Source organism: Thiorhodococcus mannitoliphagus (genome assembly GCF_010915725.1).
Classification (GTDB): Bacteria; Pseudomonadota; Gammaproteobacteria; order Chromatiales; family Chromatiaceae; genus Thiorhodococcus; species Thiorhodococcus mannitoliphagus.
This window is the reverse complement of sequence record NZ_JAAIJR010000084.1, coordinates 1-25,069: the sequence shown is the minus strand read 5'-3', so window position 1 is coordinate 25,069 and position 25,069 is coordinate 1. Positions and strand designations below refer to the sequence as shown.

At 63.2% G+C, this 25,069-nt stretch carries 22 protein-coding genes and 1 pseudogene; 2 read left to right on the top strand and 21 right to left on the bottom strand.

The features are described 5' to 3' along the window. Window positions 1-285 precede the first annotated feature (285 nt). The 6 genes from G3480_RS17830 to glgX all read right to left on the bottom strand — a co-directional run bounded on the left by G3480_RS17830 (window position 286) and on the right by glgX (window position 7,588). Window positions 286-1,770 carry a lytic transglycosylase domain-containing protein gene (locus tag G3480_RS17830; RefSeq protein WP_240905893.1) on the bottom strand — a complete coding sequence of 495 codons (1,485 nt, stop codon included), beginning with the start codon at window positions 1,768-1,770 and terminating at the stop codon, window positions 286-288. A 133-nt stretch (window positions 1,771-1,903) separates the two neighbouring features. Then, window positions 1,904-2,494 carry a Maf family protein gene (locus tag G3480_RS17825; RefSeq protein WP_276611722.1) on the bottom strand — a complete coding sequence of 197 codons (591 nt, stop codon included), beginning with the start codon at window positions 2,492-2,494 and terminating at the stop codon, window positions 1,904-1,906. A 7-nt stretch (window positions 2,495-2,501) separates the two neighbouring features. Beyond that, the gene (locus G3480_RS17820) at window positions 2,502-2,699 is read right to left on the bottom strand and encodes a zinc ribbon domain-containing protein (RefSeq protein WP_164655238.1); all 198 of its coding nucleotides are present in this window, start codon (window positions 2,697-2,699) and stop codon (window positions 2,502-2,504) included. Between the two features lie 9 nt (window positions 2,700-2,708). Then, complete coding sequence (zwf, locus tag G3480_RS17815) at window positions 2,709-4,190, bottom strand: glucose-6-phosphate dehydrogenase (protein ID WP_164655241.1); 1,482 nt, start codon at window positions 4,188-4,190, stop codon at window positions 2,709-2,711. 130 nt (window positions 4,191-4,320) lie between these two features. Next, complete coding sequence (gnd, locus tag G3480_RS17810; protein ID WP_164655237.1) at window positions 4,321-5,337, bottom strand: phosphogluconate dehydrogenase (NAD(+)-dependent, decarboxylating); 1,017 nt, start codon at window positions 5,335-5,337, stop codon at window positions 4,321-4,323. Window positions 5,338-5,509: 172 nt separating this feature from the next. Next, on the bottom strand, window positions 5,510-7,588 hold the full coding sequence (gene glgX, locus G3480_RS17805; protein ID WP_164655236.1) for a glycogen debranching protein GlgX: 2,079 nt from the start codon (window positions 7,586-7,588) through the stop codon (window positions 5,510-5,512). A gap of 549 nt (window positions 7,589-8,137) precedes the next feature. On the opposite strand from glgX, the gene G3480_RS17800 reads away from it, so the two are divergent. Further along, window positions 8,138-8,524 (top strand): DUF2750 domain-containing protein, encoded by a 387-nt coding sequence (locus tag G3480_RS17800; protein ID WP_164655235.1) that lies wholly within the window; start codon window positions 8,138-8,140, stop codon window positions 8,522-8,524. A gap of 134 nt (window positions 8,525-8,658) precedes the next feature. On the opposite strand, the gene G3480_RS29015 is transcribed toward G3480_RS17800, so the two are convergent. The 6 genes and pseudogenes from G3480_RS29015 to G3480_RS17775 form a co-directional block, all read right to left on the bottom strand. Further along, window positions 8,659-9,372, bottom strand: a complete 714-nt coding sequence (locus tag G3480_RS29015) for a PD-(D/E)XK nuclease domain-containing protein (protein ID WP_164655234.1) — start codon at window positions 9,370-9,372, stop codon at window positions 8,659-8,661. A gap of 382 nt (window positions 9,373-9,754) precedes the next feature. Continuing rightward, on the bottom strand, window positions 9,755-10,174 hold the full coding sequence (locus G3480_RS17790) for a hypothetical protein (protein WP_164655233.1): 420 nt from the start codon (window positions 10,172-10,174) through the stop codon (window positions 9,755-9,757). 854 nt (window positions 10,175-11,028) lie between these two features. Continuing rightward, window positions 11,029-11,766, bottom strand: a complete 738-nt coding sequence (aqpZ, locus tag G3480_RS17785; protein ID WP_164655232.1) for an aquaporin Z — start codon at window positions 11,764-11,766, stop codon at window positions 11,029-11,031. A gap of 143 nt (window positions 11,767-11,909) precedes the next feature. Next, entirely contained in the window at window positions 11,910-12,089 is a 180-nt protein-coding gene (locus tag G3480_RS17780; protein WP_206171776.1) for a hypothetical protein, read from the bottom strand. A 23-nt stretch (window positions 12,090-12,112) separates the two neighbouring features. Further along, a pseudogene (locus G3480_RS29575) lies at window positions 12,113-12,340 on the bottom strand (arylsulfatase); the annotation flags it as partial. A 106-nt stretch (window positions 12,341-12,446) separates the two neighbouring features. Next, window positions 12,447-12,704 carry an STAS domain-containing protein gene (locus tag G3480_RS17775; RefSeq protein WP_164655231.1) on the bottom strand — a complete coding sequence of 86 codons (258 nt, stop codon included), beginning with the start codon at window positions 12,702-12,704 and terminating at the stop codon, window positions 12,447-12,449. 222 nt (window positions 12,705-12,926) lie between these two features. On the opposite strand from G3480_RS17775, the gene G3480_RS17770 reads away from it, so the two are divergent. After that, window positions 12,927-14,576, top strand: coding sequence for a sigma 54-interacting transcriptional regulator (locus G3480_RS17770; protein WP_164655230.1), 1,650 nt, complete (start codon window positions 12,927-12,929; stop codon window positions 14,574-14,576). A gap of 143 nt (window positions 14,577-14,719) precedes the next feature. Here the strand turns inward: G3480_RS17770 and G3480_RS17765 are convergent, their stop codons facing one another. From G3480_RS17765 to G3480_RS17725, 9 genes are all read right to left on the bottom strand, one after another. Continuing rightward, entirely contained in the window at window positions 14,720-17,167 is a 2,448-nt protein-coding gene (locus G3480_RS17765; RefSeq protein WP_164655229.1) for an SMI1/KNR4 family protein, read from the bottom strand. 202 nt (window positions 17,168-17,369) lie between these two features. Further along, entirely contained in the window at window positions 17,370-18,146 is a 777-nt protein-coding gene (locus G3480_RS17760; RefSeq protein ID WP_164655228.1) for a ParA family protein, read from the bottom strand. Window positions 18,147-18,148: 2 nt separating this feature from the next. Then, window positions 18,149-19,444 (bottom strand): methyl-accepting chemotaxis protein, encoded by a 1,296-nt coding sequence (locus G3480_RS29265; RefSeq protein WP_206171775.1) that lies wholly within the window; start codon window positions 19,442-19,444, stop codon window positions 18,149-18,151. A gap of 3 nt (window positions 19,445-19,447) precedes the next feature. Next, complete coding sequence (locus G3480_RS17750; RefSeq protein WP_164655227.1) at window positions 19,448-19,822, bottom strand: response regulator; 375 nt, start codon at window positions 19,820-19,822, stop codon at window positions 19,448-19,450. A 24-nt stretch (window positions 19,823-19,846) separates the two neighbouring features. Continuing rightward, window positions 19,847-20,086 (bottom strand): hypothetical protein, encoded by a 240-nt coding sequence (locus G3480_RS17745; protein ID WP_164655226.1) that lies wholly within the window; start codon window positions 20,084-20,086, stop codon window positions 19,847-19,849. Then, window positions 20,086-22,851, bottom strand: coding sequence for a chemotaxis protein CheA (locus G3480_RS17740; RefSeq protein WP_164655225.1), 2,766 nt, complete (start codon window positions 22,849-22,851; stop codon window positions 20,086-20,088). The genes G3480_RS17745 and G3480_RS17740 overlap by 1 nt, the downstream gene beginning before the upstream one ends. Further along, a complete protein-coding gene (locus G3480_RS17735; protein ID WP_164655224.1) occupies window positions 22,848-23,219 on the bottom strand; it encodes a response regulator in 372 nt (123 codons plus the stop codon). The genes G3480_RS17740 and G3480_RS17735 overlap by 4 nt, the downstream gene beginning before the upstream one ends. Further along, entirely contained in the window at window positions 23,216-24,076 is an 861-nt protein-coding gene (locus tag G3480_RS17730) for a CheR family methyltransferase (RefSeq protein WP_338114164.1), read from the bottom strand. Before G3480_RS17730 ends, G3480_RS17735 begins: the two co-directional genes overlap by 4 nt. After that, complete coding sequence (locus G3480_RS17725) at window positions 24,066-24,689, bottom strand: HEAT repeat domain-containing protein (RefSeq protein WP_164655222.1); 624 nt, start codon at window positions 24,687-24,689, stop codon at window positions 24,066-24,068. The genes G3480_RS17730 and G3480_RS17725 overlap by 11 nt, the downstream gene beginning before the upstream one ends. Between the last annotated feature and the right edge of the window lie 380 nt (window positions 24,690-25,069).

The following is a 25,069-nucleotide window of genomic DNA, read 5'->3' as shown; positions in this document are numbered from 1 at the left end:
GTACCTTTTGACAAACCCCCGGGGGCCGGGGCCCCCCCCCGCTAGCGGGGCCCGGGCGGGGGGGGGCGCCGCTCCCACCGTCTGTGCGCTTGGCCAAAAGCCGAGATTCTGAGTCGGTGATTGTCGTGGCGAGTGGCAGCAGCGCCCAGGGGGCCTAACCTTGGGAGTGCGAGCCAACCAAGGCGAAACGCCTCGGTCGCTAAGGATGGGTATGCAAGAGGTTGTTGGTTGACGGCAGATCGTCGGAGTTAGCGGCACATGTCCCTGTGCCGCTTCGTTTGGCCATCAAATTCCGACGATGAGCTTCTGCCCCGGCCGAATATTGTTGTCTCCGGAATTCATCTTATTGAGCTTGCGCAGCTGCGAGACGCTGATTCCGTTCTGTACCGCGACTCGGTACAGGGTTTCTTGCGGTTTGACGACGTGATACCTGGCCTTGGCAGGGGGGTTCTTAGGTGCGCGAGCGACTGGCTTGGTCGACTTGTCGACCTTGGCGATGGCTCTCGTTGGTTCCTTTGTCGCGCGTGATCCAGCGTTGGTGCTGGCAACCAGAACCGGCGTGGCGTAGCGCGGCGGGTGGCTCGCGACGCGTCGCATGGTCCCCTCAGGTAGCCAAACGGTGGCTCCGGCGGGCAATTGGGCATTGCCGCTGACGATCTTGTCGCGCCAGTGCATGTTGAGGTCGGCCAGTCTGTACTTGGTTGTTCCATAGTGTCGTGCGACGTGGTCCGCCGGCATGCTGTACATCAAGACCAGGCGATCATGCGGCCACGGCTTTTCGTAGCTCACGCCCTCGTGGAAATAGCGTTTCGGATTGCTGGCCACCTCGCGGGCGGCGATGAATTCGGCATAGAAATTTCGGGATGCGAAGCCGAAGTAGCGGCCTTTGTAGTTGTCGACGATGCGTCCGATGTCGTCTCCATACTGGGCCTTAGCCTTGGCCATTCCCCCTTGGCCGTGGTTGTAAGAGGTAATGGCCAGTGGCCAGCTGCCGAGCTTGGCATGAGCCTGAGAGAGATAGCGGGCCGCGCCATCGGCCGCCAGAATCGGGTCGAAGCGCTCGTCGATGGTGCTGTCGACTCGCATGTACTGCCGACCAGTCGAAGGCATGAACTGCCAGACTCCGCCGGCCCCGACGCTCGAGCGGGCATTGGTCTGGAAGGAGGATTCCACGTGCGGGAGGTAGGCGAGGTCCTCAGGGACGCCGTAATTGCTCATGATCTCGCGGAAGATCTCGTCATAGCGTCCACTGATCTCGACACCGCGTCTGAACCGCTCACGCAGACCGCGCTGGGCGCGCACACGTTCCGCGGCACCATAGATCGCGTCAGTGCTGGCGTGACGTTTGAATTTGCGGACGATTTGCTTGTCGCTCCCGGACAAGCTTTGACCGGAGCGAAGACGCTGCTGGATGCTTGCGAGCTGATCCTCGAAGTGGCGCTTGCGTGCATTGACCAAGCTCTTTTGCGAGCTGGTATAGCTAGCTTGAATGGTCCCCGGTAGCTTCACGACCTCGTACACGATACCGAGGTACTCGTCGTCGTGGATCGCAACCTCGCCGCGGCCCCAGATCCCATAGACGTGTCGCCAGAAATCCACGTTGTCGCGCAGGTCGTCTGGCACGGGAAAGGTTCGAGAGGCACCATAGTTGATGCCCGATTCGCCGATCGCAGGCCCAAGTCCGTCCTGCCCGCCGCCAGTGCTGGCACATCCAGCCAAGAGGACGAAAGGGACCAAGCACACCGAGACCCGAAGCATCCGGGAAGTCATGGGTGCAGCACGCATTGTCGGAAAACCCCCTGAAATATCTTGACTCTACACTGAGTCTCTATTGCTCAGCGTGAAGTGTCGCCCACAAAGGCGTGTTTTGCAATGCGCACAAACCCCAAACCGACCAATGGATTCAACAACCTAGGGGACAGAGACCCGCTGCTTCGAGCAATGGCGTCAGGCGAATCAGTGGAAGCCCAACGAGCGCGCTCGGATCCTCGCCTTCCATGCGTTCGAAGAGCGCGATGCCGAGCCCCTCGGACTTGAAGCTCCCAGCGCAGTTGTAGGGCTGCTCACGATCGACATAGCCCTCGATCTGGGGGCGTGTCAGCCGTCGAAAGTGGACGCGGAAGGGCTCGACGAGGGTCTGCGCCTGACCGCTGCGAGTATCGAGCAGACAGAGGCCGGTCTGGAAGAGGACAGTGCGTCCAGAGGCGTGCTCGAGCTGTGCAATGGCGTTCTCCCGGGATCCGGGTTTGCCGAGGATCGCATCATCCAGACAGGCGACCTGGTCCGAGCCGATGATGAGCGCGTTCGGGTACTGCTTGGCGACCGCGCGCGCCTTCGCCTCGGCCAGCCGTAGCACCAGGACTTGTGCGGGCTCATCAGGTCGTCGCGCCTCATCGACATCTGGGGACGCGGTGGTGAAGCTCAGACCGAGTCGCTCGAGCAGCTCACGACGAAAGGCCGAGGTTGAGGCGAGGACCAATGGCATCTGACTCATAGGGTGTCTAGTCTCCGTCGCGCGTCAGGGTGAAGGCGATTTCGTCTTCGTCAGCGCCGCTGAACTCGAACTCGATGACGATGGGCGCACAACAGATCTGGCAGTCTTCAACATAGGAGCGGCCGCCGGCGGTGACGTCAAGATCGATCTCCAAGGGGGCGTCGCACCAGGGGCAGCGGCTCGTGACGGTCTCAATTGGATTCACGGGATCCCTCTAACTCGGTGTCTTGATGTGCCGCCAGAGCCTGCCGTCGTTCTTGAGCAGATTGCCAGCCGCGGCTGGCCCCCATGTCCCGGCGGCATAGTTGGGAAAATCGCGCGCGGGGAGGGCATTCCACACATCCATGACGGACTCGACGATCTCCCAGCCTTTCTCGACCGTGTCTGCGTGTTTGAAGAGCGTGGCGTCACCATTCATGCAATCGTAGATGAGCGTTTCGTAGCCGGTCGCTGGGGCATTGCCGAAGTAGTCCGCGTAGCAAAAGTCCATGTTCACGGTGCCGACGCGCATGCGCGGGCCAGGGATCTTGGCGCCGAAGCTCATCTGAATGCCTTCGTTGGGCTGGATGCGCAGGACCAGCATATCCGGTGTCATCTGCTCGATGTCGGTGTTCTTGAACATGATCTTGGGCGCGCGCTTGTACTGGATGACGATCTCCGTGTACTGGGCCGCCAGGCGCTTGCCGGTGCGTACGTAGAAGGGCACGCCAGCCCAGCGCCAGTTGTCCATGGTCAGTTTGAGCGCGGCATAGGTCTCGCGACCGGAGGTTGGCGAGACCCCGGGCGATGACCGATAAGCTGGCACCTTTTCACCGCTTGGCATCACCCCTTCACCATACTGGCCTCGCACGGCATGGGTGAGCACCTGCTCGGGCGTCAGGGGATGAATGGCGTCCAACACCTTGTTGATCTCGTCACGGACCGCTCCTGACTCGAAGGAGTTCGGCGGCTCCATCGCGAGGAATCCCAAGAGGACCAGCAGATGGTTGGGGATCATGTCGCGCAGCGCGCCGGCCTGCTCGTAGTATTCGCCGCGATGCTCGACCCCGACGGACTCCGCGACCGTGATCTGCACATGGTCGATGTGCTGGCGGTTCCAAAAGGGCTCGATGAAGCCGTTCGCGAAGCGGAAGACCATGATGTTCTGGACCGTCTCCTTGCCCAGGTAGTGGTCGATCCGGTAGATCTGATCCTCGTCGAGGGTCTCGTGCAGCATGCCGTTGAGCGCCTTGGCGCTCTCGACGTCGTTGCCGAAGGGTTTCTCGATGATGACGCGGCGCCAGTCGTTTTCTGACTCGGTGGTGAGTCCCGCGGATCCGAGGTGCCGGGTGATGTCCGGAAAGAGTCTTGGCGGCACCGCCAGATAGAAGAGGTAGTTGCGCTCTGTGCCGCGCTCCGCGTCCAGGCGAGAAAGACGCTCGCAGAGCGCCCTGTATGTGACTTCTTCCATGATGTTGCCCTGCATGTAGTGCAGGTGCTCGCAGAGCTTGGCCCAGATCCCTTCATCCCAGGCCGCCCCGACATGCTGCTTGACCGTATCTGCGATGCTGTCGCGAAAGCTCTCGTCGGTCATCTCGAGCCGGTCGAGTCCGAGGACGGCGAAACTGTCCGGAAGCAGGCCGCCCTGGCGGAGGTAGAAGAGGGCGGGAATCAGCTTGCGCTTCGTCAGGTCGCCTCCCGCACCGAAGATGATCATGATGTTCGGGGGGGCGGGCGGGGCGATCTCGGAGTTCAGTTGCTCGTTGGGCACGGTGCTTCTCCTCGGGCGGCGGCTGTGCGCGTTGGGCCGCGCCCTCGCACGCCGGCGAGGGACGGCTGTGCGGGCCTCAGTCCTTTGGCTTTTCGTGGTGCCCGCCGAACTGGTAGCGCATCGCGGACAGGATCTGGTTGGCGAAGTCGGCCTCGCCACGCGAACTGAAACGCTCGAAGAGGGCGGTCGTCAGCAAGGGGGCAGGGGTGCCTGTCTCGATCGCCGCCAGGCAGGTCCAGCGACCCTCGCCGGAGTCCGAGACCTGTCCGCCAAAGGCCTTGAGGTCGGGGTCCTCCAGTAGGGCATTGGCGGTGAGATCCAGCAGCCAGGACGCAACCACGCTGCCGCGGCGCCAGACCTCGGCGACCTCGCCGACGGGGATGTCGTACTGATAGTGTTCTGGGTTGCTGAGCGGTGCCGTTTCGGCGTCGACTTCGTGGTCCTTGCGGCCGACACCGGCATGCTTGAGTAGATTCAAACCCTCGGCATAGGACGCCATGAGGGCGTATTCGATGCCGTTGTGAACCATCTTGACGAAGTGGCCAGCGCCGTTGGGGCCGCAGTGGAGGTAGCCCTGCTCCGAACGACTCAAAGGGCCAGAGCGTCCCTGCGTGCGTTCGATCGTTCCCGGCCCGGGAGCCAGGGCCGCGAAGATGGGGTCCAGGCGCTCGACGGCCTCGTCATCGCCTCCAATCATCAGGCAATAGCCGCGCTCCAGTCCCCAGACGCCGCCGCTGGTCCCGCAATCCACAAAGTGAATGCCCTGCGGGCGGAGTCGCTCGGCATGCGCCAGATCATCGCGATAATTGGAGTTGCCGCCGTCGATGAGGGTGTCGTTGGCGGCGAGATGGGGGCTGACGTCCGCGATGACGGCATCGACCACGCCGGCCGGCACCATCATCCAGATGTTGCGTGGCGCGGCCAGCTTGGCGCAGAGATCGGCCAGATCATCGGCCCCCTGTGCGCCTTGCTCGACCAATGCCTGGACGGCCTTGGGGTCGCGATCATAGACGACGCATTGGTGCCCAGCGCGTAACAGCCGCAGCACCATGTTTGCGCCCATGCGGCCGAGGCCGATCATTCCAAGCTGCATGTCTCTTTCCTCTGTAAGGGTCGGATGGCTTGATGGGACCGCGCGAGGCGCGGCTCAGACCGCGATTCCTTAGGAACTGTCCATCAACAATTTCCCCCCTTTCGCAAAGGGGGGCTAGGGGGGATTTCGGGCGGCATCGCTCGCATCGGGAAACAATTGATGGACACTTTACTTAGCGAGGTCTCGCTTCCAGCACGACGACCGCGTGTGAGTCGACCTTGACGCGTCCGAGGGCGATGGGCTCCTGCACCTGCGGCTCGATCACGCTCTTTTCACCTGAGGTATCGACGGCCAGGCACCAGCGCAACCCCTGCAGCGTCGGAACGGCGAATTCGAGGCTGTGCATTCCCATGTTGAGCATCACGTGCATCGGTGGCTCGTCTTCGCCCTTGGCCGCGAGCGTGAAGGCGAGGGCGTGGCTGGCTGGATCGTCCCATTGCGGCTGCTCCAGGCCTACGCCATGCCAGGTGATGTCTGCAAGTGCTTGCCCGCGCTCGGGCTTGCCCGTGAGGAAGCGGTCGCGCATCAAGCTGGGGTGGCGCCGGCGCAGCGCAATCATGGCGCGCATGAACTCCAGCATGTCCTTGTTCTTTTCGACTAGGTCCCAGTCGGACCACGACAGCTCATTGTTCTGGCAGTAGGTGTTGTTGTTGCCTTGCTTGCTGCGGAAGACCTCATCGCCCGCGAGCAGCATGGGCACGCCCTGGCTCAGCATGAGGATGCTGATGAAGTTGCGCGCTTGGCGACGGCGCAGTGCCTGGATGCCTGGGTCGTCGGTAGGGCCCTCGGAGCCGCAGTTCCAGCTCAGGTTGTGGTCGTGGCCGTCGCGGTTGTCCTCGCCATTGGCGAGATTGTGCTTGTGGTTGTAGCTGACCAGGTCGCACAGCGTGAACCCGTCGTGGCAGGTGACGAAGTTGATTGAACTCACCGGCAGGCGTCCGCGCGGCTCGTACAGGTCGCTGGAGCCGGCGATGCGGGTCGCGACCTCGGCCACCAGACCGGGATCGCCGCGGACGAAGGCGCGGATGACATCCCGGTAGCGGCCGTTCCACTCGGCCCAGCGGTAGCCCGGGAAGTCGCCGACCTGGTAGAGCCCGGCGGCGTCCCAGGCCTCCGCGATGATGTGCGCGCGACTGAGCGAGGGCGACAGCTCAATGGCCCAGAGCACGGGCGCGTGGTACTGCGGGTTGCCGTCCTCGCCGCGGGCGAGTGCGCTGGCGAGGTCGAAGCGGAAACCGTCTACGTGCATGTGCTGCACCCAGTAGAGGATGGCGTCGATCAAGAAGCGGGTCACCATGGGGTGATTGCAGTTCATGGTGTTCCCGCAGCCGGTGTAGTCGCGGTAGCGGCGGCGATCGTCGAAGTCGAGATGGTAGAAGACCTCGTTGCCGAAGGCCTTGAAGCTGATGACGGGACCCTCCTCACCGCCCTCGGCCGTGTGATTGAAGACCACGTCGAGAATGATGCCGATACCCGCCTTGTGAAAGGCCTTGACCATGTCGCGAAACTCATCGCGGGCGTGCGCGGCGCGGATCGCGAAGCCTGGATGTGGCGCAAAGAAGCTATGGGTGCTGTAGCCCCAATAGTTCTCGAGGCCCATCTTGGCCGTTTTGGGAGGCACGTCCTTGGGGTCGAAGGCCATGACCGGCATCAGCTCGACGTGCGTGATGCCGAGATCCTGCAGATAGGGGATCTTTTCAATGATGCCCTCGTAGGTGCCGGGATGGGCGACGCCGGAGGAGGGATGTCGCGTGAAGCCGCCGACGTGCAGCTCGTAGATGACGGCCTCGTTCAGCGGGATGTGGAGTGGCGCGTCGCCCTCCCAATCGTAGTCGTCGCTCACCACCTGGCCGCGCATGGCGGTATTGACGTTGTCACCTGGGCGGCAGGCGGCCTCGCGGTCCCAAAGCCTGGTGCTGATGGTTGTGGCCCAAGGGTCTAGCAAGGCCTTGTCGCGGTCGAGTCGGCTTCCCGTCTCGCGGGTGTCGGCATGCCCGTCCGCGCGCCAGTTGTATAGGGTGCCGTGAGGCAGTCCCTCGACGAAGATGTGCCAGAAGAAGAAGGTGCGGTTGGTGCGCGGATCGAGCTGAATGACCTCGTAGGCGTCGGGGCTGTCCTCTCCCTCGAACAACATCAGCTGCATCTTTTCAGCGTAACGTGAGAAGACACAGAAGTTGACACCGCCCTCCATGACGGTTGCTCCAGCGAAATCCCAGTTGCCGGGCCTGACGCGGTATCTCAGTGGCCTCATCGGCAGATCTCCAGCAGAGTAAAACACCCGCGCCGCTTAAGGGCGCATGCGGCAGAATGGGCGCGGGGTTCGTGATCGAGTCTTTCCGTGGCGTCGGACAGAACCCTTGCCCCTGGCTGCCGCATTCATCGCGCGAGCGGTCGTCCGCAGCGCGAAGGGTCCGTATGACGACCTATTTAAGCATGCCCGGGACCAGGAAGTATCCAATGAGGGTCCCCACCATAGTGCCGAGGATGGCGCCAAGAATGATTCCGTACCACTTCACGCGTTCACCTCCATTGCCCCCTAGGGAAATACCCCTATTTTGCGTTGCCCGGTCGGCAGTCGACAAGTCGAGCTGATCACCTTCGGACGGGCTGCAGGGCTCAGGTCTGGGCGCTCCGTCACAGGTTGCGAGTCTCGCTAGAGGATGTCACGGCAAGGCTTTCGCCACGGCAGAGCGGCTGCTAGAGTCTGGAATCCGCGAAGCCCGCTAGGCCGCGTGAGCGGGGCTCGGCTTGTTACGAGACCCGCGCCAGCATCGACAACCCCATTAAGGACTCCCGCCGGATGAATGCACCTCAGTCAACCCAAGCAACGGCCGCGCTCTTCGACCTGCCGGCCGACGATCGGTACGCCTATTTCGTCAGCGAGATCACCGGGAAAGGAAAGGTCTGGACGCTCGAGGGCAGCGGCGGCTTCGTGGCCTTCTGTGATGAAGACGGACGGCAGTGTTTTCCCTTCTGGCCAGCGCCCGAACTGGCCGAGGCACTCGCCAACGCCGATTGGTCGGATTGTCGGGCCGAGGCGCTGGACCTCGAGGTCTTCATGAACCGCTGGCTCAAAGGCATGGCGAAAGACAATCGCTTGGTCTCCGTATTCCCCGCGCTGGACGGGACCGGGATCGTCGTCGATCCGCTAGAGCTTCTGGACGATCTGCAAGCCGAGTTGGGATAGCGCTTGGATAGGGAGCTATTGCCCGGCCTTCGCATGATGTTGCGGCAACAGCATTTGGCGCCGAACTGATCAATGCGCTGCCAGAACTGAGTCCAACGCGCGGTGGATACAGTGCCTCGCTTGGACGCCCGGCTTCAGTCCACCCGCCGCCAATCGGCCTGGATGAGATTGCGCGCCGCGCGGCCAAACACCAGTCCGACCTCGAACAAACCCCGGCCCGGGGCGCCGCGATACTTCTCGCTGTAGCCCCGTGAGCGGATTTGCGCGAGTGCCAGGTTGGGACGCTCATTAGCGTCTGCGCCGCCCTTGCTATCCGGCGGCGTCTGCTGTAGCTCCGAGCCGCGCTCGAGTTTTATCTCCATCACATAGGTGTAGCCTGCCAGCTTGAGCGTCAGATCCACCTGGCCATGATTGGTCAGGTCTTCCGGGATGATCTCGGCGTTCATGCTGGCGAAAAAGGCATAGAGCACGCTGGCATAGTAGCCCTCGCTCGCGGGGAGATCATTGCCGATGAAATTGCGCCAGGGAATGCTAGCGAACAGCCGTTTGATGGCCTTGACCAGCCTTGGCAGATCGGCCTTGGTCAGCGCCTCGGCCAGACCCGCTTTGTAGCTCAGGCGCTCGTCGCTGATGCCGGTGTAGGCGTCGATGAACTGATTGTTCAGGGCGGTGCGCACTGCCTGGTTTGGCACCCGCAGCCGAAAGGCCAGCTCGCCCCATTTGCGCTCCCAGCCGATCCAGCGATCACGGGCAGCGCACTTCCAGGCCGCCGCGCTCAGCACCAGCAATGCCAGGCACTGATCCCCCCAGGTGGCGACGTGCCAGAGGGTGTGACCGATCTTCGCCACGCCCCAGATAATGATGCGCCGCGAGCCGTGCTTTGAAGCGCGCCTCTTCCTCAACAGCGACCGGGCGCAGGATGATGTCGTGCAAGTTCACGGCGCTGCCTCGCCAACCAGTATTGGCGTGCAGTTTGAGTCAAACGCTGGGAAATGTCCAGAATCGAGGGTAAGTCCTGCTACGGCGTGTCAATCTGCGGAAGAACGGTTTCGCCGTGCTTGCGCGTGTCCCAGGCATTGACATTTTCCCGAGCAATAGAGCGGCGGTGTTCTGCTGAGGGTGCTTCTCGCTTACCTGTCTGGAATCCATCAAGAGCGGGCGGCAATGCTTGTCGCATGACCGACATACTGTCGGTTTGCGAGGCATATCGCACATGCGCGGCTGGCCGGATCAGCCCAGGATCTTTTCGTAGGCGAGCCTCAGCAGGGCGAGTTCGACTTTGGGTAGGCCGCGTGCCTGAGTCAGGTCGATGAAGGACGCGCCTTGGGCCTCGGCCTCATCGAAGGGCGGGTCGATGCTGGTGAAGCGTGCGAGGAAGACCTCTTTCGCGCCCTCCGGGCAGCTGACCTTGCAGCGATAGCCGCTTTCCGCTTCCAGGCTGCCACTGGGCAGGCCCAGGCGGGTCTCGGCGTCACGGATCAGGAAGGCCGGGTGCGAGACCAGATTGCTGTCGTCGATGCGCTTCTCCGCCAGCTCAGCCGCGTCTGGCAGTGCCGTGAAGCCGCAGACGCCTCCATAGTCTAGCCTCAGGAAGCGCGTCCGGGCGCTGGTCGGGTGCTTGTGATACATGATGAGGCGTGGATCGGTCATCGGTGGGCCTCGCGTCTGTTGGATTGCTCGGTGAACCCCATCGACTCAGCAATATTTACGCCATAGAAGTGTGGTTGTTGAGTGCAGGCCAGATGCGTTCCGCAACCTCGGCCTACGCAGGGAGCCTGCGCCGCATCTCAGAAGCTGTCTGGAAACTCCTAGGGAGGCTTCGCCTCAGACCGACGAGTCATGCCATCGGGATCGCTATCGGGATCGGAATCGCTATCGTCGGTTCGATCCCGATCCCGATCCCGACGGCCTTGGATGGTCGGACGCTTCATCGAAATTTGACTCATCTGCGAGCATTTTGCGCCCTCAAGGATCCTAGGGGCCTCTACGATGATTTCCAGACAGCCTCTCAGATGCCCTCGGGCTTCGTGACGGCTAGCGGCGGGGCGCAGACCTTGGCGAGCCGCGCTTTGTGACGCGCGTGCTGCTCGCGCATCCAGTCGTCGTGCTGATCGATGGTGCCGCTGGCGAGTTGTAGAGCAGGTCCATCAGGGCGTCGCTGCAGCTGTTGGCGCCTTCCAGCAGGTCGCGCGCCCTGCAGGTGGCCAAGTACGTCGGCGACGCGCTAGTTTTCCGCCATGGCCTTCTGACTTTGGTTGATACGGGCCTTCAACACCTCAACGCCTATCGGTTTCCCGAAATCAACCGGAACAGTCGCTCCAAGCCTGCGTAGCCAGGCCATCCTGGCCTGGTTTGCCAGGGCTGGAAGCCCTGGCTACATAAAACCGATAGGTGGTGAGCCTTCAATACAGGGCCGGTTTGCAGGAGGCGCTGGCGCAGTGGCGGTCCACCAACATCGCCCTGGGATTCGGTGGACTTCGCTCTCGCTGGTCCACCTGATCCTCTTAGCCCTGGGACGGCTCTTCGAAGAAGCGGTAGATGACGCCCGAGATGGCGGCGCCAATGATGGGTGCCACCCAGAACAGCCAGAGCTGACTCAGGGCCTTGCCTTCCCCCGACAAGGCTAACGCCAGGGCCGGGCCGGTGCTGCGCGCCGGATTGACCGAGGTGTTGGTCACCGGGATGGAGATGAGGTGGATGAGCGTCAGGGCCAGACCGATGGCTAGACCCGCGTGAGTACCAATGCCGCGCTTGTCGGTGGCGCCCAGGATGATGAAGAGGAACATCATGGTCATGACGATCTCGGTGACCAGGCCGGAGATCAAGCCGTAGCCCTGGGGCGAGAGTTCGCCATAGCCGTTGACTGCAAGGCTGCTGGCGCCCAGCTCGAAGGTCGCCTGACCCTCTTTGAAGGCGCCCATGTCCGCGGCGATGAAGAGGATGAGGAAGGCGGCGATGATGGCGCCGATGGTCTGTGCGATCACATAGACCGGCAGGTCGGCGAAGCTGAAGCGTCCGCCGATGGCGAGGCCGACCGAGACGGCCGGGTTGAGGTGGCAGCCAGAGATGTGGCCGATGGCATAGGCCATGGTCAGGACCGTGAGGCCGAAGGCGAAGGCGACGCCAAGATAGCCGATTCCCACATCGGGCACGCCTGCGGCGAAGACGGCGGCGCCGCAGCCGCCCAGAACCAGCCAGAAGGTGCCGATCAGCTCGGCGAGCCCGCGTTTCATCAGTGACATAACAACTTTCCTCGTTTCGCTTTTTTAAGTTGCCATCCCTAGGATGGCGTTTACATCGGATTGCTCTTGACCTGGGGCGCAGATCCGTTGGCGCTCCCATTGCAGCGTCGCAGGACATTCCTGTCCGTCGAGCCGGTGCGTGATCAGTGCGTGCCTGGGCTGCTAAGCGCCTCCATCACGCTATCCAGATTGAAGCTCCCGGCCTTTTGTCTGGGCGGAAATTCCTTGAAGGTCGTTAGGAACTTGGCGACGTAACCCTGTGCTGGAAGCAAGAGGTAGGGGCGGTCAAGGAACCAGTCGTCATAGGTGTTGGAGGTGAGCATGCCGCGCTCATAGGGATCGCGACCGCGATACGGTCGATGTTGGGGGTTTGATAGCCCATCAGGCCATGGGTGAAATAGGAGATGTTCGATTGGCCGATGTCGTCGCCCCAGACGACCAGGATGTTGGGCTTGTCGGCCGCCGAGACTGACGATAGGGCGCCCAAGGCTGTCAGTGCGAGTCCGAGTGCGCCGACAAGCCGGCCGCCGCGGTGTCGGGGCTGATCCGGCTGTCGATCCTCTGGTTGCATCATCTGAGTCCTCTTTTCTGAGCGTCTGTTGCGATTCTTAGATTCTCCGGCACTCGTCGAGCGCGGTTTGACGCCACTTGGCTGCCGCTGCCCGCCGAGTCCTAACCATTCACCGCGTTGTGCCCTCGAGTCTGAGTGCGACATAGGCCGAGACTCCGATGAGTCTGGCGCCCTGCGCACGCAGACGACGCAAGGCGATGATCGCCGGCTCATCCACGCCCCGCAGCCCGGAGAGGTCGAGCGTGAGTGCCTCCGGCCCCTCCGTGCAGAGGCGCTCCAGCTCCGGGAGGTCAGGGCCCTGGAGCCGGCCATCGATCTTGAGCACGCGGTGACCAGGCGTTTCGGCAGGGGTGATGCGAATGGTCATGCCTACACGTAACGCAGAAAATGGGCCATTCGCGCTAAGATTCCCAACCTTGCTTTCTAGTCAACTGAATCTGAATGGGATATCCGAGTGAAAAGCTAGGTTTGGCGCTTGCAATTTTGACAAGGCGTCACGATTTTTCGTGAGCTTTTATGACGAGATGTCGTGAGTCACGGGATGTCGTGAGTGAATTGGGTCTGAACTGGATGCTCGCTGGAGGAATCGATGCCGTCGTCTCAGGAAGTGGTTGACCTCGAAAGCTCGCAGAATGCCGACGATAGTCACTTCGAGGACCTTCTGACTCACTTGGCCCTCTCTTTCGTCAATGTCGAGCCGCTGGATCTCGACGAGCTGCTGATCGCCTCGCTGCGCCGCAGTGTGCGATTTCTGGGTGTGGACCGCAGTACCCTGGGGCGCTACGACATGCTTCCCGGCCAACTGGTCACCACGCATTCATGGGCCTTGCCCGGAATCGAGCCCGTTCCCTCGCCAGTCGCTGAGTCCCACTTTCCCTTCATGGCGGCTCAAATACGTGCCGGACACGCCTTGGTTTGGGACCGCGTCGCCGAGTTGCCGGCAGAGGCCGCCACGGATCGGGACGCATTCCGACAGCTCGGCCTGCGCTCCATCGCCGTCTTTCCGCTGACCGCGGGGCATGAGGTGCTCGGCTGGTTGTCCTTCAGTACGGTGCGTCAAGATCACCTTTGGTCTCGCGATCAGGTTCGCCGTCTGCGTCTGCTCGCCGGCGTCTTCGCGAATGCGCTGCTGCGCCAGCGCAAGGATCTGGAGTTGAATGCCGCCATGGCCGAGAATCTGGCGCTACGCAGGCGCGTCGAAGCCGAGAACGCAGTCTGGCGGGAGCAAGTGCTGCACTGTCACGATTTCGATGATCTCGTGGGGGGCAGCCAGGCCCTCAGGCGGGTGCTCAAACAGGTGGAGCAGGTCGCGCCGACCGATAGCACGGTCTTGATTCTCGGCGAGACTGGGACCGGAAAGGAGCTCATCGCGACCGCCATCCACCAGCGCAGCCGACGTGCCGAGCGTCCGCTGATCCGTGTCAACTGCGCCGCGCTGCCTGCCACCCTGATTGAGAGCGAGCTGTTCGGCCACGAGAAGGGCGCCTTCACGGGAGCGATCTCGCGCAAGGTCGGGCGCTTCGAGGTGGCCGACGGCGGCACCCTGGTGCTCGATGAGATCGGCGAGCTGCCGATGGAACTGCAGCCGAAGCTGCTGCGGGTGCTGCAGAGTGGAGAGTTCGAGCGCTTGGGATCGACGACGACCCGCAGGACGGACGCCCGCGTCATCGCCTCCACCAACCGAGACCTGCTGGTGATGGCGCGCGAGGGCGGTTTCCGACCAGACCTCTTCTATCGGCTCGGCGTCTTTCCCATCACCGTCCCCCCGCTGCGCGAGCGTAAGGAGGACATCGCTCTGCTCACGGCCTACTTCGTCGACCGGCTGCGCGCCAAGCTTGGTCGTCAGATCACGCGCATTCCTGACGAGGCCATCGCCGTGTTGATGCAGTACGACTGGCCGGGCAATGTCCGGGAGCTGGAGAACATCGTCGAGCGCTCCATGATCCTATCGCCCGGCCAGAGTCTCCTGGTGGATGGTCTGCCGACACTGGCCAAGCGTCCGTCGATGCTCGGCTGTGCTGACGACGCGGCGGACGATTGGCGCACGCTGTCGGAGGTCGAGCGCGATCATATCCTCAGCGTCTGCGAGCGCTGCGGCTGGCGCATCAATGGCGCGGGCAATGCCGCCGAGCGGCTCGGGATCAATCCCAACACCTTGCGCTCACGTATGAATAAGCTCGGCGTCTCGCGCCCGGCCGGGTCGGCGAGCCGCCTTGGCACGGCGAAGGCGGGCGCCTGAGCGCGACCTTGTTGCTCCAACGAAATGGCCGCGCGCTTCCAGCTCAGCGCCTTGCCGGATGGGCACGTGCGTCCAGCGCCGAGTGGGCGCGCAAGCCCCAAGCGCGGACTTTGCCCATCCTATCGACCTGCGGAGGGCGGGCGTCAGTCCTGCGTACGGGTGAGATCGGCATCGGTATCGGCATCGGCATCGGCATCGGGAAAGCGACTTCTTAGAAAGTGTCCATCAATTATTTCCCGATGCGAGCGATGCCGCCCGAAATCCCCCCTAGCCCCCCTTTGCGAAAGGGGGGAAGTTGTTGATGAACGCTTTCTTAGCTTCGCGATGGCTTCATGGCTCTCGATGAAGGCGCGGAAGCTCGAATAGCCGGTGGCCATGAGATCCTGACTCAGCTCTAGCACGCCCATCTCGCCAGGCGCCTCGGCCAGGTCCGGGCTGAGCAGGATGAACGCGTCGTAGAAGCCACCCATGCCCACCACCAGCAGATTGTCGAGCTGGCTGGTCTCGATCTGCTTCGGCGCGTCGGCGAACGTCTCGCCCGGCGAGACCCAGATGACGGGGGCATCGCCTTGGCGCTCCGATTCGGCGAGGGCTGCCTTGATGTCGGCAAGCTGAGCCGACAGCTTCTGGTGCATTGGTCCAATGTCCTCCACCGACAGCAGCCAATCGCCTCCGTCCTCGCGGAAGGGGTCGCGCAGACCATTGCTGACCTCCAGGAAGGCGCGGTAGCTCGGGGGCAGGGCGGTGCCCAGCGCCTGCTCCGCTTGCACAATGGCCGTGGCGTTCGCCGGTGCTCGAAGCAGTGTCTCCGGGACCGGCGGCCGGTCGTCCGCCTTGCCGTTACCGACCATTTTCAAGTAGGCCGCCCGCTGCAGCGCGTCCAGCTCGGCCAGGAGTGCGTTCCAGGGCAGTGTGCGCGCCTCTTCCCGGAAACGATCGATCTTCGTCGGCGGCAATGCTGTCCCGACGAGTAGGTCGGCCCAATGGGCGGCGAACTCGGGCGCAACGGCGAGGGGAACCAGAAAGAGCGCCAGGTAGAGGCTGAGCAGCAGGCCCCGCGTGGCGCTCGACGGCGGCTTGAGTGAGAGGGTGTCGAGCAGGTCCTGAAGGGCCTTTGCCTTCTTGGTCAGGGGTCGATAGCGGCCCTTGTGGGCGTCCTCGACATCGATCGCGAGCTTGATCCGTTCCAGCTCGTCGTCCGGGCCGGCTAACTTGGCGCATCGCGCTTGCAACGCGCGCAGACGTCCGCGCCGACGCCAGAGCGCGATGGCGCCAAAGAGCGGAATGAGGCCGATCAGGGACAGCATGAGGTCGAGCTGGAAGCCGATCCAGAAGAGGGCGGCGGCCCCGAGCAGCTCGAAGCCGACGAGGACGACGAGCCATCGGGGCGGGATCAGCGCCTTGACCAGTTGGCCGCCGTCCAGCGGGACTAGGGGCAGGAGGTTGAGGTAGTTGATGAGCAGGAGCACGAGGGCAAGGATGGTCATCAGCTCCTGATGCGCACTACCGTCGGCCAAAGAGAGCAGCAGCCACCCCAGCAGGATGCCGGGCAGCGGCCCCATGAGGCTGACGAAGGCGCGGTTCGCTGCGCTCGGGTGACGCTCGACGCCGGTTGCTAGACCGCCTAGCAGCGGGAGCATCAGGATCTGCAGGTTCCGATAGCCGAGCCAGCGCATGGCGAGATAGTGTCCGAACTCATGGAAGACGATTGCGCCCAGCAGCAGTGACGTGAGCAGCCAGTCCCAGAGGATGCCTCCCGCAATGAGGAAGACGAGTGCGGTCAGGATGAAGAGTCCCCACTGCACCCGGGGCGGCGGCCTGAGCCCTTGGGCTTTGCGCCATTGCTGGAAGAGCAGGGCGGCATGGTCGGGCTTCAGGGGCTCGGATTCGGGCCTGGGCTGGACGACTTGGCCGCGCAGGTTCCGCCAGATGAACCCCAGGGCGGTACGCAGGCGCGGCACGTAGCCGCCATCCGGGTGTGGGGCAATGAGTCTCTCGGCTCGCAGCCAGGCGATGTTGGCGACCTCGAAGGCATTCATGCGCGCGAGCACATCCTCCGCGCCACCCCAGGGCACCAAGTTATCTTGGCGCGCGGCGACGATCAAATGGTGTGCCTCGAGCAGGTCTTCCAGGTTCCTCGCCACGGTGACGATACCCATCGCCAAGGACTCCGGCGGACGTGGGAACAGCTCTGGGAGTCGGTCGACGGTTGCGAGGAGGGTGCCGCTGGACTCGAGGGAGAAGAACGCCACCCCACAGCCCTCGGGCCAGGCGAAGACTTGTGGCGGCAGAACACGAGCGATCACGGGCTCGGAGCCGTGCCTGTAGAAGCGGGCCAGCTCGGGCGTCAGGGTTTCTGGTGGGGCGAATTCGGTTCTACAGAAACACAGATGCTCGAAGCCCAGGCGGCGCAGCTCGGCGTCCGTATCCGCGAAGGCCTGCTGCCAGCCTGGCGGGATGTCGATTGAGGGAACTGCGACGAATCTAGCCCATTCGGCGACGCGCGCTGCCAGCACTAGGCGCAGTGCAAAGAGCAGGGTGATCCCGGCGATGACAAAGAACGGGACCCATCCAGAGGGGAAGTGATCCATGAGTTGAGCTCCTTAGGAGCAGGTCGATGCTCGGCGGAATGACTCCGCAGCTTCAGTGGGGTCGGCTGATGGTGCTGGCATCCATGGTCTTATGCTGCGCCTAAGTGCGCACTTTAGCGATTTCCACTCGACGCCTGAGTGCTTGCGCCGGCCGCGCTCGCATGCCTTGGCGTGCGATTGCGAACCCGGTCCTGATCGGGAATCAGAACATGGAGGACTCTGAGTCCAAGGGTGACAGGAGGACTGTCGCCAGGTCGGCGAAATCCTGGGCGCCACGGCAGGTCGGCGCATAGTCGCGGATGGGCTTGCCGACGCCGAAGGCCTCCGCCAAACGGATGTCGTTGCGGATGCCGGCCAAGACTCTGGCGGCGCCGAACTGACGCGCGACCTCGCCGGTCACCAGGCGATGCTGGCGGATGTTTCGGGCCGCCATGGTCGGCAGCAAACCGAGGATCTTGAGTTGGGGGTTGCTTGAGGACATGACCTTGAGCAGCACCCGCATCAGTTGTTGCATGCCTTCGAGGGAGAGCTGGTGAGGTACGTATGGCACCAGCACCCAGTGTGCCGCGGTGAGGGCGTTGAGCAGCAGGTGGTCCAGGGAGGGCGGCGTATCTAAGAGCACTAGGTCATAGGCGCCGGTGATCTCATCCTGGGCCAGCGCCTGGGCAAGCCGCTGCTCGTCACGCGCGCCGCTGCTGTGCTCGAAGCGCTGATCGGCCGGGACCAGGGCGAGATTCGCGCACGCGGTCTGACAGATGGCGGCTGCCAGGCTCGCCCGCGGGTCGAGAAAGACGTCATGCGCCGTGGGCGCATCTTTGTCGATCTTGACCCCGAGTCCCGCGGCGCAATGGCCCTGGGAGTCGAGATCGACGAGCAAGACCCGCGACCCGCGCGCGGCAAGCTCGGCGGCAAGATTGACCGCGACGGTGGTCTTCCCGGTGCCGCCCTTGCGATTGGAGATGGCGATGATCCGGGTCATGGTTAGAAGAGTTCGATTTGCGGGCGATCGTCGCTCGTTGCTTCGCCGCCCGTCACCGCCGCGTGGGCGTCGCGCTGACTGGACATCACATAGCGATCGAGATGTCCCGCGAGGCGGTCCTTGAGGCTGGGCTGGATGCTGCCATCCCACTGAGCATCGCCGAGATGGCCCATCAGCGACTGGAGATGCTCGTCGAGTTCGCTAAGGGCAATGCCAATCTGCTCTAGGCGTTGGCGGACCACATCCTGAAACTGGATATAGCCCAGCGCCTCGGACAGGCGCGTGACGATCTCTCCGTTGCCGGCCTCCACGCCCTGAATCACCTCCAGGAGCACGTTGCTGCCTTCGGCGAAGCGTTCCTCCATGGCGCTGATATCGGCAATGATCCGATGGATGTGGTCGGTATATGCCTTGTTGTCCCGCGCCTTGCGCGCGACTGCAAGCTCGGTTTCCATGCCGTGGGTCGCGGCGCTGATCTTGTGGGCGATGTCCTCGGCGGCATTGGCGGTTTGGGTCGAGAGCGCCCGCACCTCGCTGGCCACGACGGCAAAGCCCCGCCCCGCCTCCCCCGCGCGTGCTGCTTCGATCGCGGCGTTGAGCGCCAAGAGATTGATCTGCTTGGCGATATCTGAAATCACGCCGACCAGGGGTGAGAGGGTGTCCACCTGGCTCGCAAGCCCTTCGATGCGCTTCAGGTTGGAGTCCAGCTCGGTGAGCTGCTCGTTCAGATGACCGGTCAGGACGGCAATCACCTCCTTGTTGCTGCTTGCCTGCAGTCGCATGACGTCCGCCAGGTCCATACCGTTCTTCATCGAGTGATCGATCCGCTCCATCTGCTGCCTGGACATGCCATGGACCTGATTGATCTGCTCGATGACCGCCATGACGCCCTGCTCGGTCTCTTGGACAGTGCCTTGCATCTGTTTCTGCATGATGTCGAGGTAGGGTGAGACATGAGCGACTTCCTCCTCGACCACAGCCTGCCGGACCGAAAGATTCGCGAGCCGAGAACGACCATCACGCAGCAGGATATCGAGATGCGCGACATCCTTGCGCAGAAAGACCCAGGTCAGCAGCGCGGTCAACCCCAGGACGGAGAGGGTGGACAAGAGGGTCGTGAGGGCGATCTCGACGTCGTAGCCAAGGTTCAGGGGGAGGAGGAAGTGCTGTTGCAGCCAAAGCGAGGCGGACCAGGCGATGCCGACATTGATCGCGAGCGCCGCTGCGGCGGCGGCCATGAGGCGATAGCCCATGCCGGATGTAGCAAAACGCGCATCCTCTGCTGTGATCTTGGCCACTGACTAGGCACCCGGTAGCACTTGCTTGATGACCTTGACCAGGTCCGGTCCAGCGACGGGTTTGACAAGCCAACCCGTGGCGCCCAGCCGCTTGCCCTCGTCGCGCTTTTCCGCTTGGCTCTCGGTGGTGAGCGTCAGGATCGGCGTGAAGCGGAAGCCCGGCAGCACACGCACGTTCTTGATCAGCTCCAGCCCGCCCATGTTGGGCATGTTGATATCGGTGATGATGAGGTCGGGCTTCACGCCACCCTTGAGCTTGGTGAGGGCCTGCGTGCCATCGCCGGCGCTCTCGACTTTGAAGCCGTTCATCTCCAGGGTCGACTTCAGGCTCAACACCATGGTGGCGGAATCGTCCACGATCATGATGGTTTTAGACATAGGTCTATTCCTCGATCCAGAATCCTAGGGGGCGGCCAAGATGGGCTCGAGCCAGGCGCGCAGCGGCGCATCCGCCGGCCAGGCTTGGATGGCAGGCTTGGCCGCCATCAGCACTTGCAGGTTGGCGGCATGGAGATGGGTGCAAGCGGACAGATCCGCCTTGGCCGTCCGTTTCTTCTGCAACCACTCCAGCAACGCCTCGGCGTCTTCCACGCCCACGACTTCATGAAACACGATCTGGTTTTTCTTGAACTCGATCGTCATCACAAAATTTCCTTGAGGTTGAGCACCATCAGCACCGAACCATCCCCCATGAGGGCCGATCCGGCATAAGTCGAGAGCCCCCCCAGCACACCCGTCATGGGTTTGAGGATGATGTCGAGCGTCTCGCTGAAGTCGTCCACCAAGAGACCCAGGGATTCATCGCCCAGGCGCACGACAAGCACCGCCAGTTCATCATCGGCATTGGCCTTGGGCGGGGCCGCGAGCCCGAGCAGCGCATTGATGGATTTCAACGGCACGATGCGTCCGCGCAACACGGTTGCCTGGCTGTGCTTGATGGTACGAATGGCGGTGCGGGGAACCCGCACGGTCTCGACGACGCGATCCATGGGGACACCGAAGCGCTGGCCGTCGGAGACGACGATCATGACGTTGGTCACGGCCATGGACAGGGGTAGCGACAGACGGATCTGGGTGCCGCGACCCTGCTGACTGGTCAAGGCGACGCTGCCGTTGACCTTCTCGACAGCGGTGCGGACGACATCCATTCCAACACCCCGGCCGGAGAGATCAGAGATCACCTCTGTGGTCGAAAACCCGGCGGCGAAGACCAGATTCACGGCCTCCTGGTCGCTGATCTGCTCCAGCAGCGTCTCGTCGATGAGCCCCTTGGCGTAGGCCTTGCGCTTGATGATATCCGGATCGATGCCCTTGCCGTCGTCCGAGATCTCGATGAGCACGCGGTCGGACTCCTGCATGGCCCGCAGCCTCAGGGTGCCGGTTGCCGGCTTTCCGGCGGCGCGCCGCACCTCCGGCGACTCGATGCCGTGGTCGAGGCTGTTGCGCACGATGTGCATCAAGGGATCACCCAGTGACTCGATGATGGTCTTGTCCGCTTCGGTCTCTTCACCTTCAAGGATCAGCTCGACCTCCTTGCCGAGCTTGCGCGAAATGTCGCGCACCAGACGCGGAAACCGCTGGAAGACGAAGGAGACGGGCATCATGCGGATCTGCATGATGGCGCCCTGCATCTCCTCGGCGATGCGATTGATGACCCCGTAGTGGCCCTTGACCTCGCGGGAGAGTTCGCGCACCCCGAACACCGTCTCGGCGCGACCGGCCAGGTAGGGCAGCGCATTCTTCGCGACCACCATCTCGCCGATCAGATTCATCAGACGGTCGATCTTGGCCTGATCGACCTTGAGGCTCTTAGGCCCGGTGATGGCGTCCTCGGCACGACGGCCGAACTTGATCTCCTCATCGCCCGCTGGCCGGGATGCGCTCGGGACCGGATCGGGTGGCGCCGCAGTTGGCTCCGATGCCTCGGCGGGGACCGCAGGCCTGGAGGGCGCCAAGACCTCGGGCGGAAAGGCATCCTCGACCCAGGCCAGGAGCGGCGCACCGCTGTTCATGGCGAGCGCCGAGGCCGTGGCCGCCTCCAGGCTCTCGAGGGCCGCGCCTTGACCGCTTGTGCGCAGACACCCCGATAGCGCCGCGGCGGCCGCCTTGATGCGGCCCTGCAGCCAGCCGGGCTCATCTGTCAGGGCGAGGATCGCCCTTTGGGCAGCGACCACGGCAGCGAGCCCCTCGGCCTCCAGCGGCGACAGGGTAGGGGGCGCGTCGCTGGTGCTGACAACGCCCTCCGCCTCCAGGGTGCGCTCGGTCTGGGGCCTAGCATCCTCAGGAGTCAGGGTCGGGTCGGGGGACGCACTCGTCGCGCTCGCTGCTTCCGCCACAGCCTTCCCCCAGTGCGGCGGAGCGAGGCTGCCGAGGCAGTCCAGGAGCGCGTTGAGAACCGCGCGGCTCTCCGGCTCGGTCTCCAAGACCAACTGCAGCCAGCGCAAGACCGAGGCGATCCAGAGATCCGGACTGGACAGCTCCAAGAGGCTGCTGGCATTGCGCGCCAGAGCCGCAAGGTCGCCGGCCGTCAGCAGACTGCGGGCATCGGCGACAAAGTCTTCATAGACGGGTCCGCCGTTCGGATCGCCCTGGGGGATCACCAGCGCCAGCCGGGCGACCTCGGTGAGCCGCACCTGGTCGATGACATAGCGGTAGTGCTCTTCCAGGGCTGCGCGCGAAGCGGCAGTCAGTGCGCGGAAATCCAGCATGCAGCAATAGGCGTCCAGCTCGGCCAGCGGCGGCCAGGGCTCGCGCGCCTCGATGCCGCCCCACAGCAGCTCCGGGGTCTGGCGCGTCAGGAAAAAGGGATCCTCGCCCTGATAGAAGCATTGCTCATCCGGCCGATAGTCGAGCCAAAACAGAGACTCGCCCGCGCAAGCCCGGCGGTAGGCCTGCATGCGCACCGCCTCCGGGATGCTGGCCAGCGGCAGACTTGCAGTGTCGGCGTCGGGCGCTGGCTCGACCAAGCGCGTCGTCTCGGCGCGCACGGACTCGGGCGCGGGCACCTCGGCAGGGGTGTCATCGGACTGGATCAATTGCCGCAGGGCGTCCACCAAGCGCGCCGAGTCGCTGGCATGAGCCGAACTCAGGCCGCCATCGGCCTCGAGTTCGTCGCAGAGCATCCCCACGAAATCCATGGCATCGAGCAAGCGGTCGGCCAAGAGCCGCGAATAGGCCACCCGGCCATTGCGCACGGCGTCCATGAGGTCTTCGCCGGCGTGGAGCACCCGCGTCATCTCCGGAACATCGAACAAGCCGCTGTTGCCCTTGAGGGTATGCACCAGGCGGAACAGCTCGTTCATGAGGTCGGCGTCGGCGGGGGCATTCTCCAGCCGCATCAGCTTGTCGGCGATGCCTTGCAGGAAGTCCCTCGCCTCCGACAGAAACTGCTCCAGCAAGGGGCTCATGGACGCGGCTCCCCGAGCAGCAACCGCACCTGCGTCAGAAGCTGCTCCGGCTTGACCGGCTTGGTCAGATAGAGGTTTGCACCGGCGGCATAGGCGCGTTGCTCGTCGCTGGCCTTCGCCTCGGTGGAGATCATGATGGCTGGCGCTTGCCGGAGGTCTTGACCGCGCAGCTCCCGCAGAAACCCGTAACCGTCCAGCTTGGGCATGTTGATATCGACCAGAAAGAGATCGAAGCCCGTCTGCAGCGCCTTTTCCAGCGCTTCGATGCCGTTCATCGCCTCCTCCACCGCGAAATCCGCCGCCTCGAGGATCTCACGGTGATAGAGCCGAACCGTCGCGGCGTCATCGACGATCAGGATGCGTTTCATGAGGTTTCCAGTGGCCTCTGGTAGACGATGGCTTCGGGGAACTTGCGAATCTTGTAGAGGGACGAGCTGCGGCTCATGGATTCCGAATGGCCCAGACAGACGAAGCCGCCCGGCCGGAGCGCGTCGTAAAAGGTTTCGGTCGCCGTCTTGCGCGAGACATCGTCGAAATAGATCAGAAGATTGCGGCAGAAAATGACGTCGAAGTCGCGATAGCCCCGGGTGTCGGCGCGCTCGGTCAGGTTGACCCGGGTGAATTCCACCGATTGGCGCAGATCGTCGCAGATCTGATAGCCATCGGCCTTGCGCTTGAAATACTGATGCAGATAGCGGCTCGGTAGATGCTGGACCGAGCGCGTCGAGTAAAGGCCTTGACGGGCTCGCGCAAGGATTCGCGTATCGATGTCGGAGGCGATGATCTCAACGTCCCATTCATGGATTCCGGGCCAGTTCTCGAGCAGATAGATGGCGATGGAGTAGGGCTCTTCGCCCGAGGAGGAGGGGATTGCCCAGATTCGAATCGGGCGGCGATCCAGCTTGCGCGCCACGATTTCCGGCAGCAGTGAATCGACCAAACACCGAAACTGATACTCCTCGCGGAAGAAATAGGTTTCATTGACCGTCATCAGGTTGGTCAATGCCTGGACCTCTTCACCGCTGGCCTGGAAGCGCAGCATGGTGAAATAGCTGCGGAAGTTGCCGGAACTCGTGGCCTCGATGCGCTCCACCAGACGCTTGTCGACGAAATAGCGCTTGGATGCATCGAACTGGATACCGGTCTTGCGGTAGAAGAACTCTCGAAACTTCTGAAAATCCTCGGCGCTGATCCGAATGTTGGCGCTGTCTGCTTCAGGTTTCACGGAGTCGCCCAAGCGCGAGGTCGGCGGCGAATCGGATGTAGGGCTCATTGGCGAAGCGCGCCTTGACGCGCAGCAGACTCTCACGGGCGTTGAGGGTGCCAACCTCCCCGAGCAGATCGACCGCCGCTCCGCAGACGTTGACATGTGGATCGCGATCGATCACCTCGATCAGCCAGGTCTCCACCTCCGGATGACAGAGGGATTCGAGAATATTCACCGCGAAGATGCGCAGGTCCGAATCCGGATCGGCGAGCAGCTCGCGCATCATTGGCGCGACCGCATCCGGCAGTTTCTGCATGGCCTCGATCGCCTCGTTGCGCAGTGCCGCGTCCTCGCTCCTGAGACAGTCGACGAGGCCGGCGACCGCGACCGGGTCACCGAGGTTGGTCAGGGTCGTGAGGATGACCTCCCGGACCGAGACCTCCGACTCCTGCTTGAGACGCTCCACCAGCGCCGCGGCGGCCTCCGGGCAATCCACCAGGTCACGTGCCGCCCAGCGCCGAGCAATGGGATCGGTCGCCGTCAAGCTCGCGATCAGACTCGCGCAGTCGCGCGGTGCTTGCCTCGACTCCTCGGCGACGGGCTCGACGCTCTGTGTCTTGATGAGTGCCATTCTTTAAGTTCGGTGGTTAGTTGGCAGGTGTCAGTTGGCAGGTGTCAGTTGTCAGTTGTCAGGTTTCAGGTTTCAGGTTTCAGGTTTCAGGTTTCAGGTTTCAGGTTTCAGGTTTCAGTTGGCAGGTTTCAGGTCTCAGGTGTCAGATTTCAGGTTTCAGTAGGATTGTTGTGATTTGGTGGGAAGCAAGCGTGCGCCTAGGATGGGCAAAATCCGCGCGATTAGCTCGGTTCAGAGCACTGGCGCTCGACGGATGCCGCCATCATCCTTTACTGCCAACTGCCAACTGCCAACTGCCAACTGCCAACAGCGTACCGGCATCGGGGGGCGGGGAGCGGCGCTCGTCGAGGCGCGCGGGGCGAGGCGGGCGCCGGGCCGCG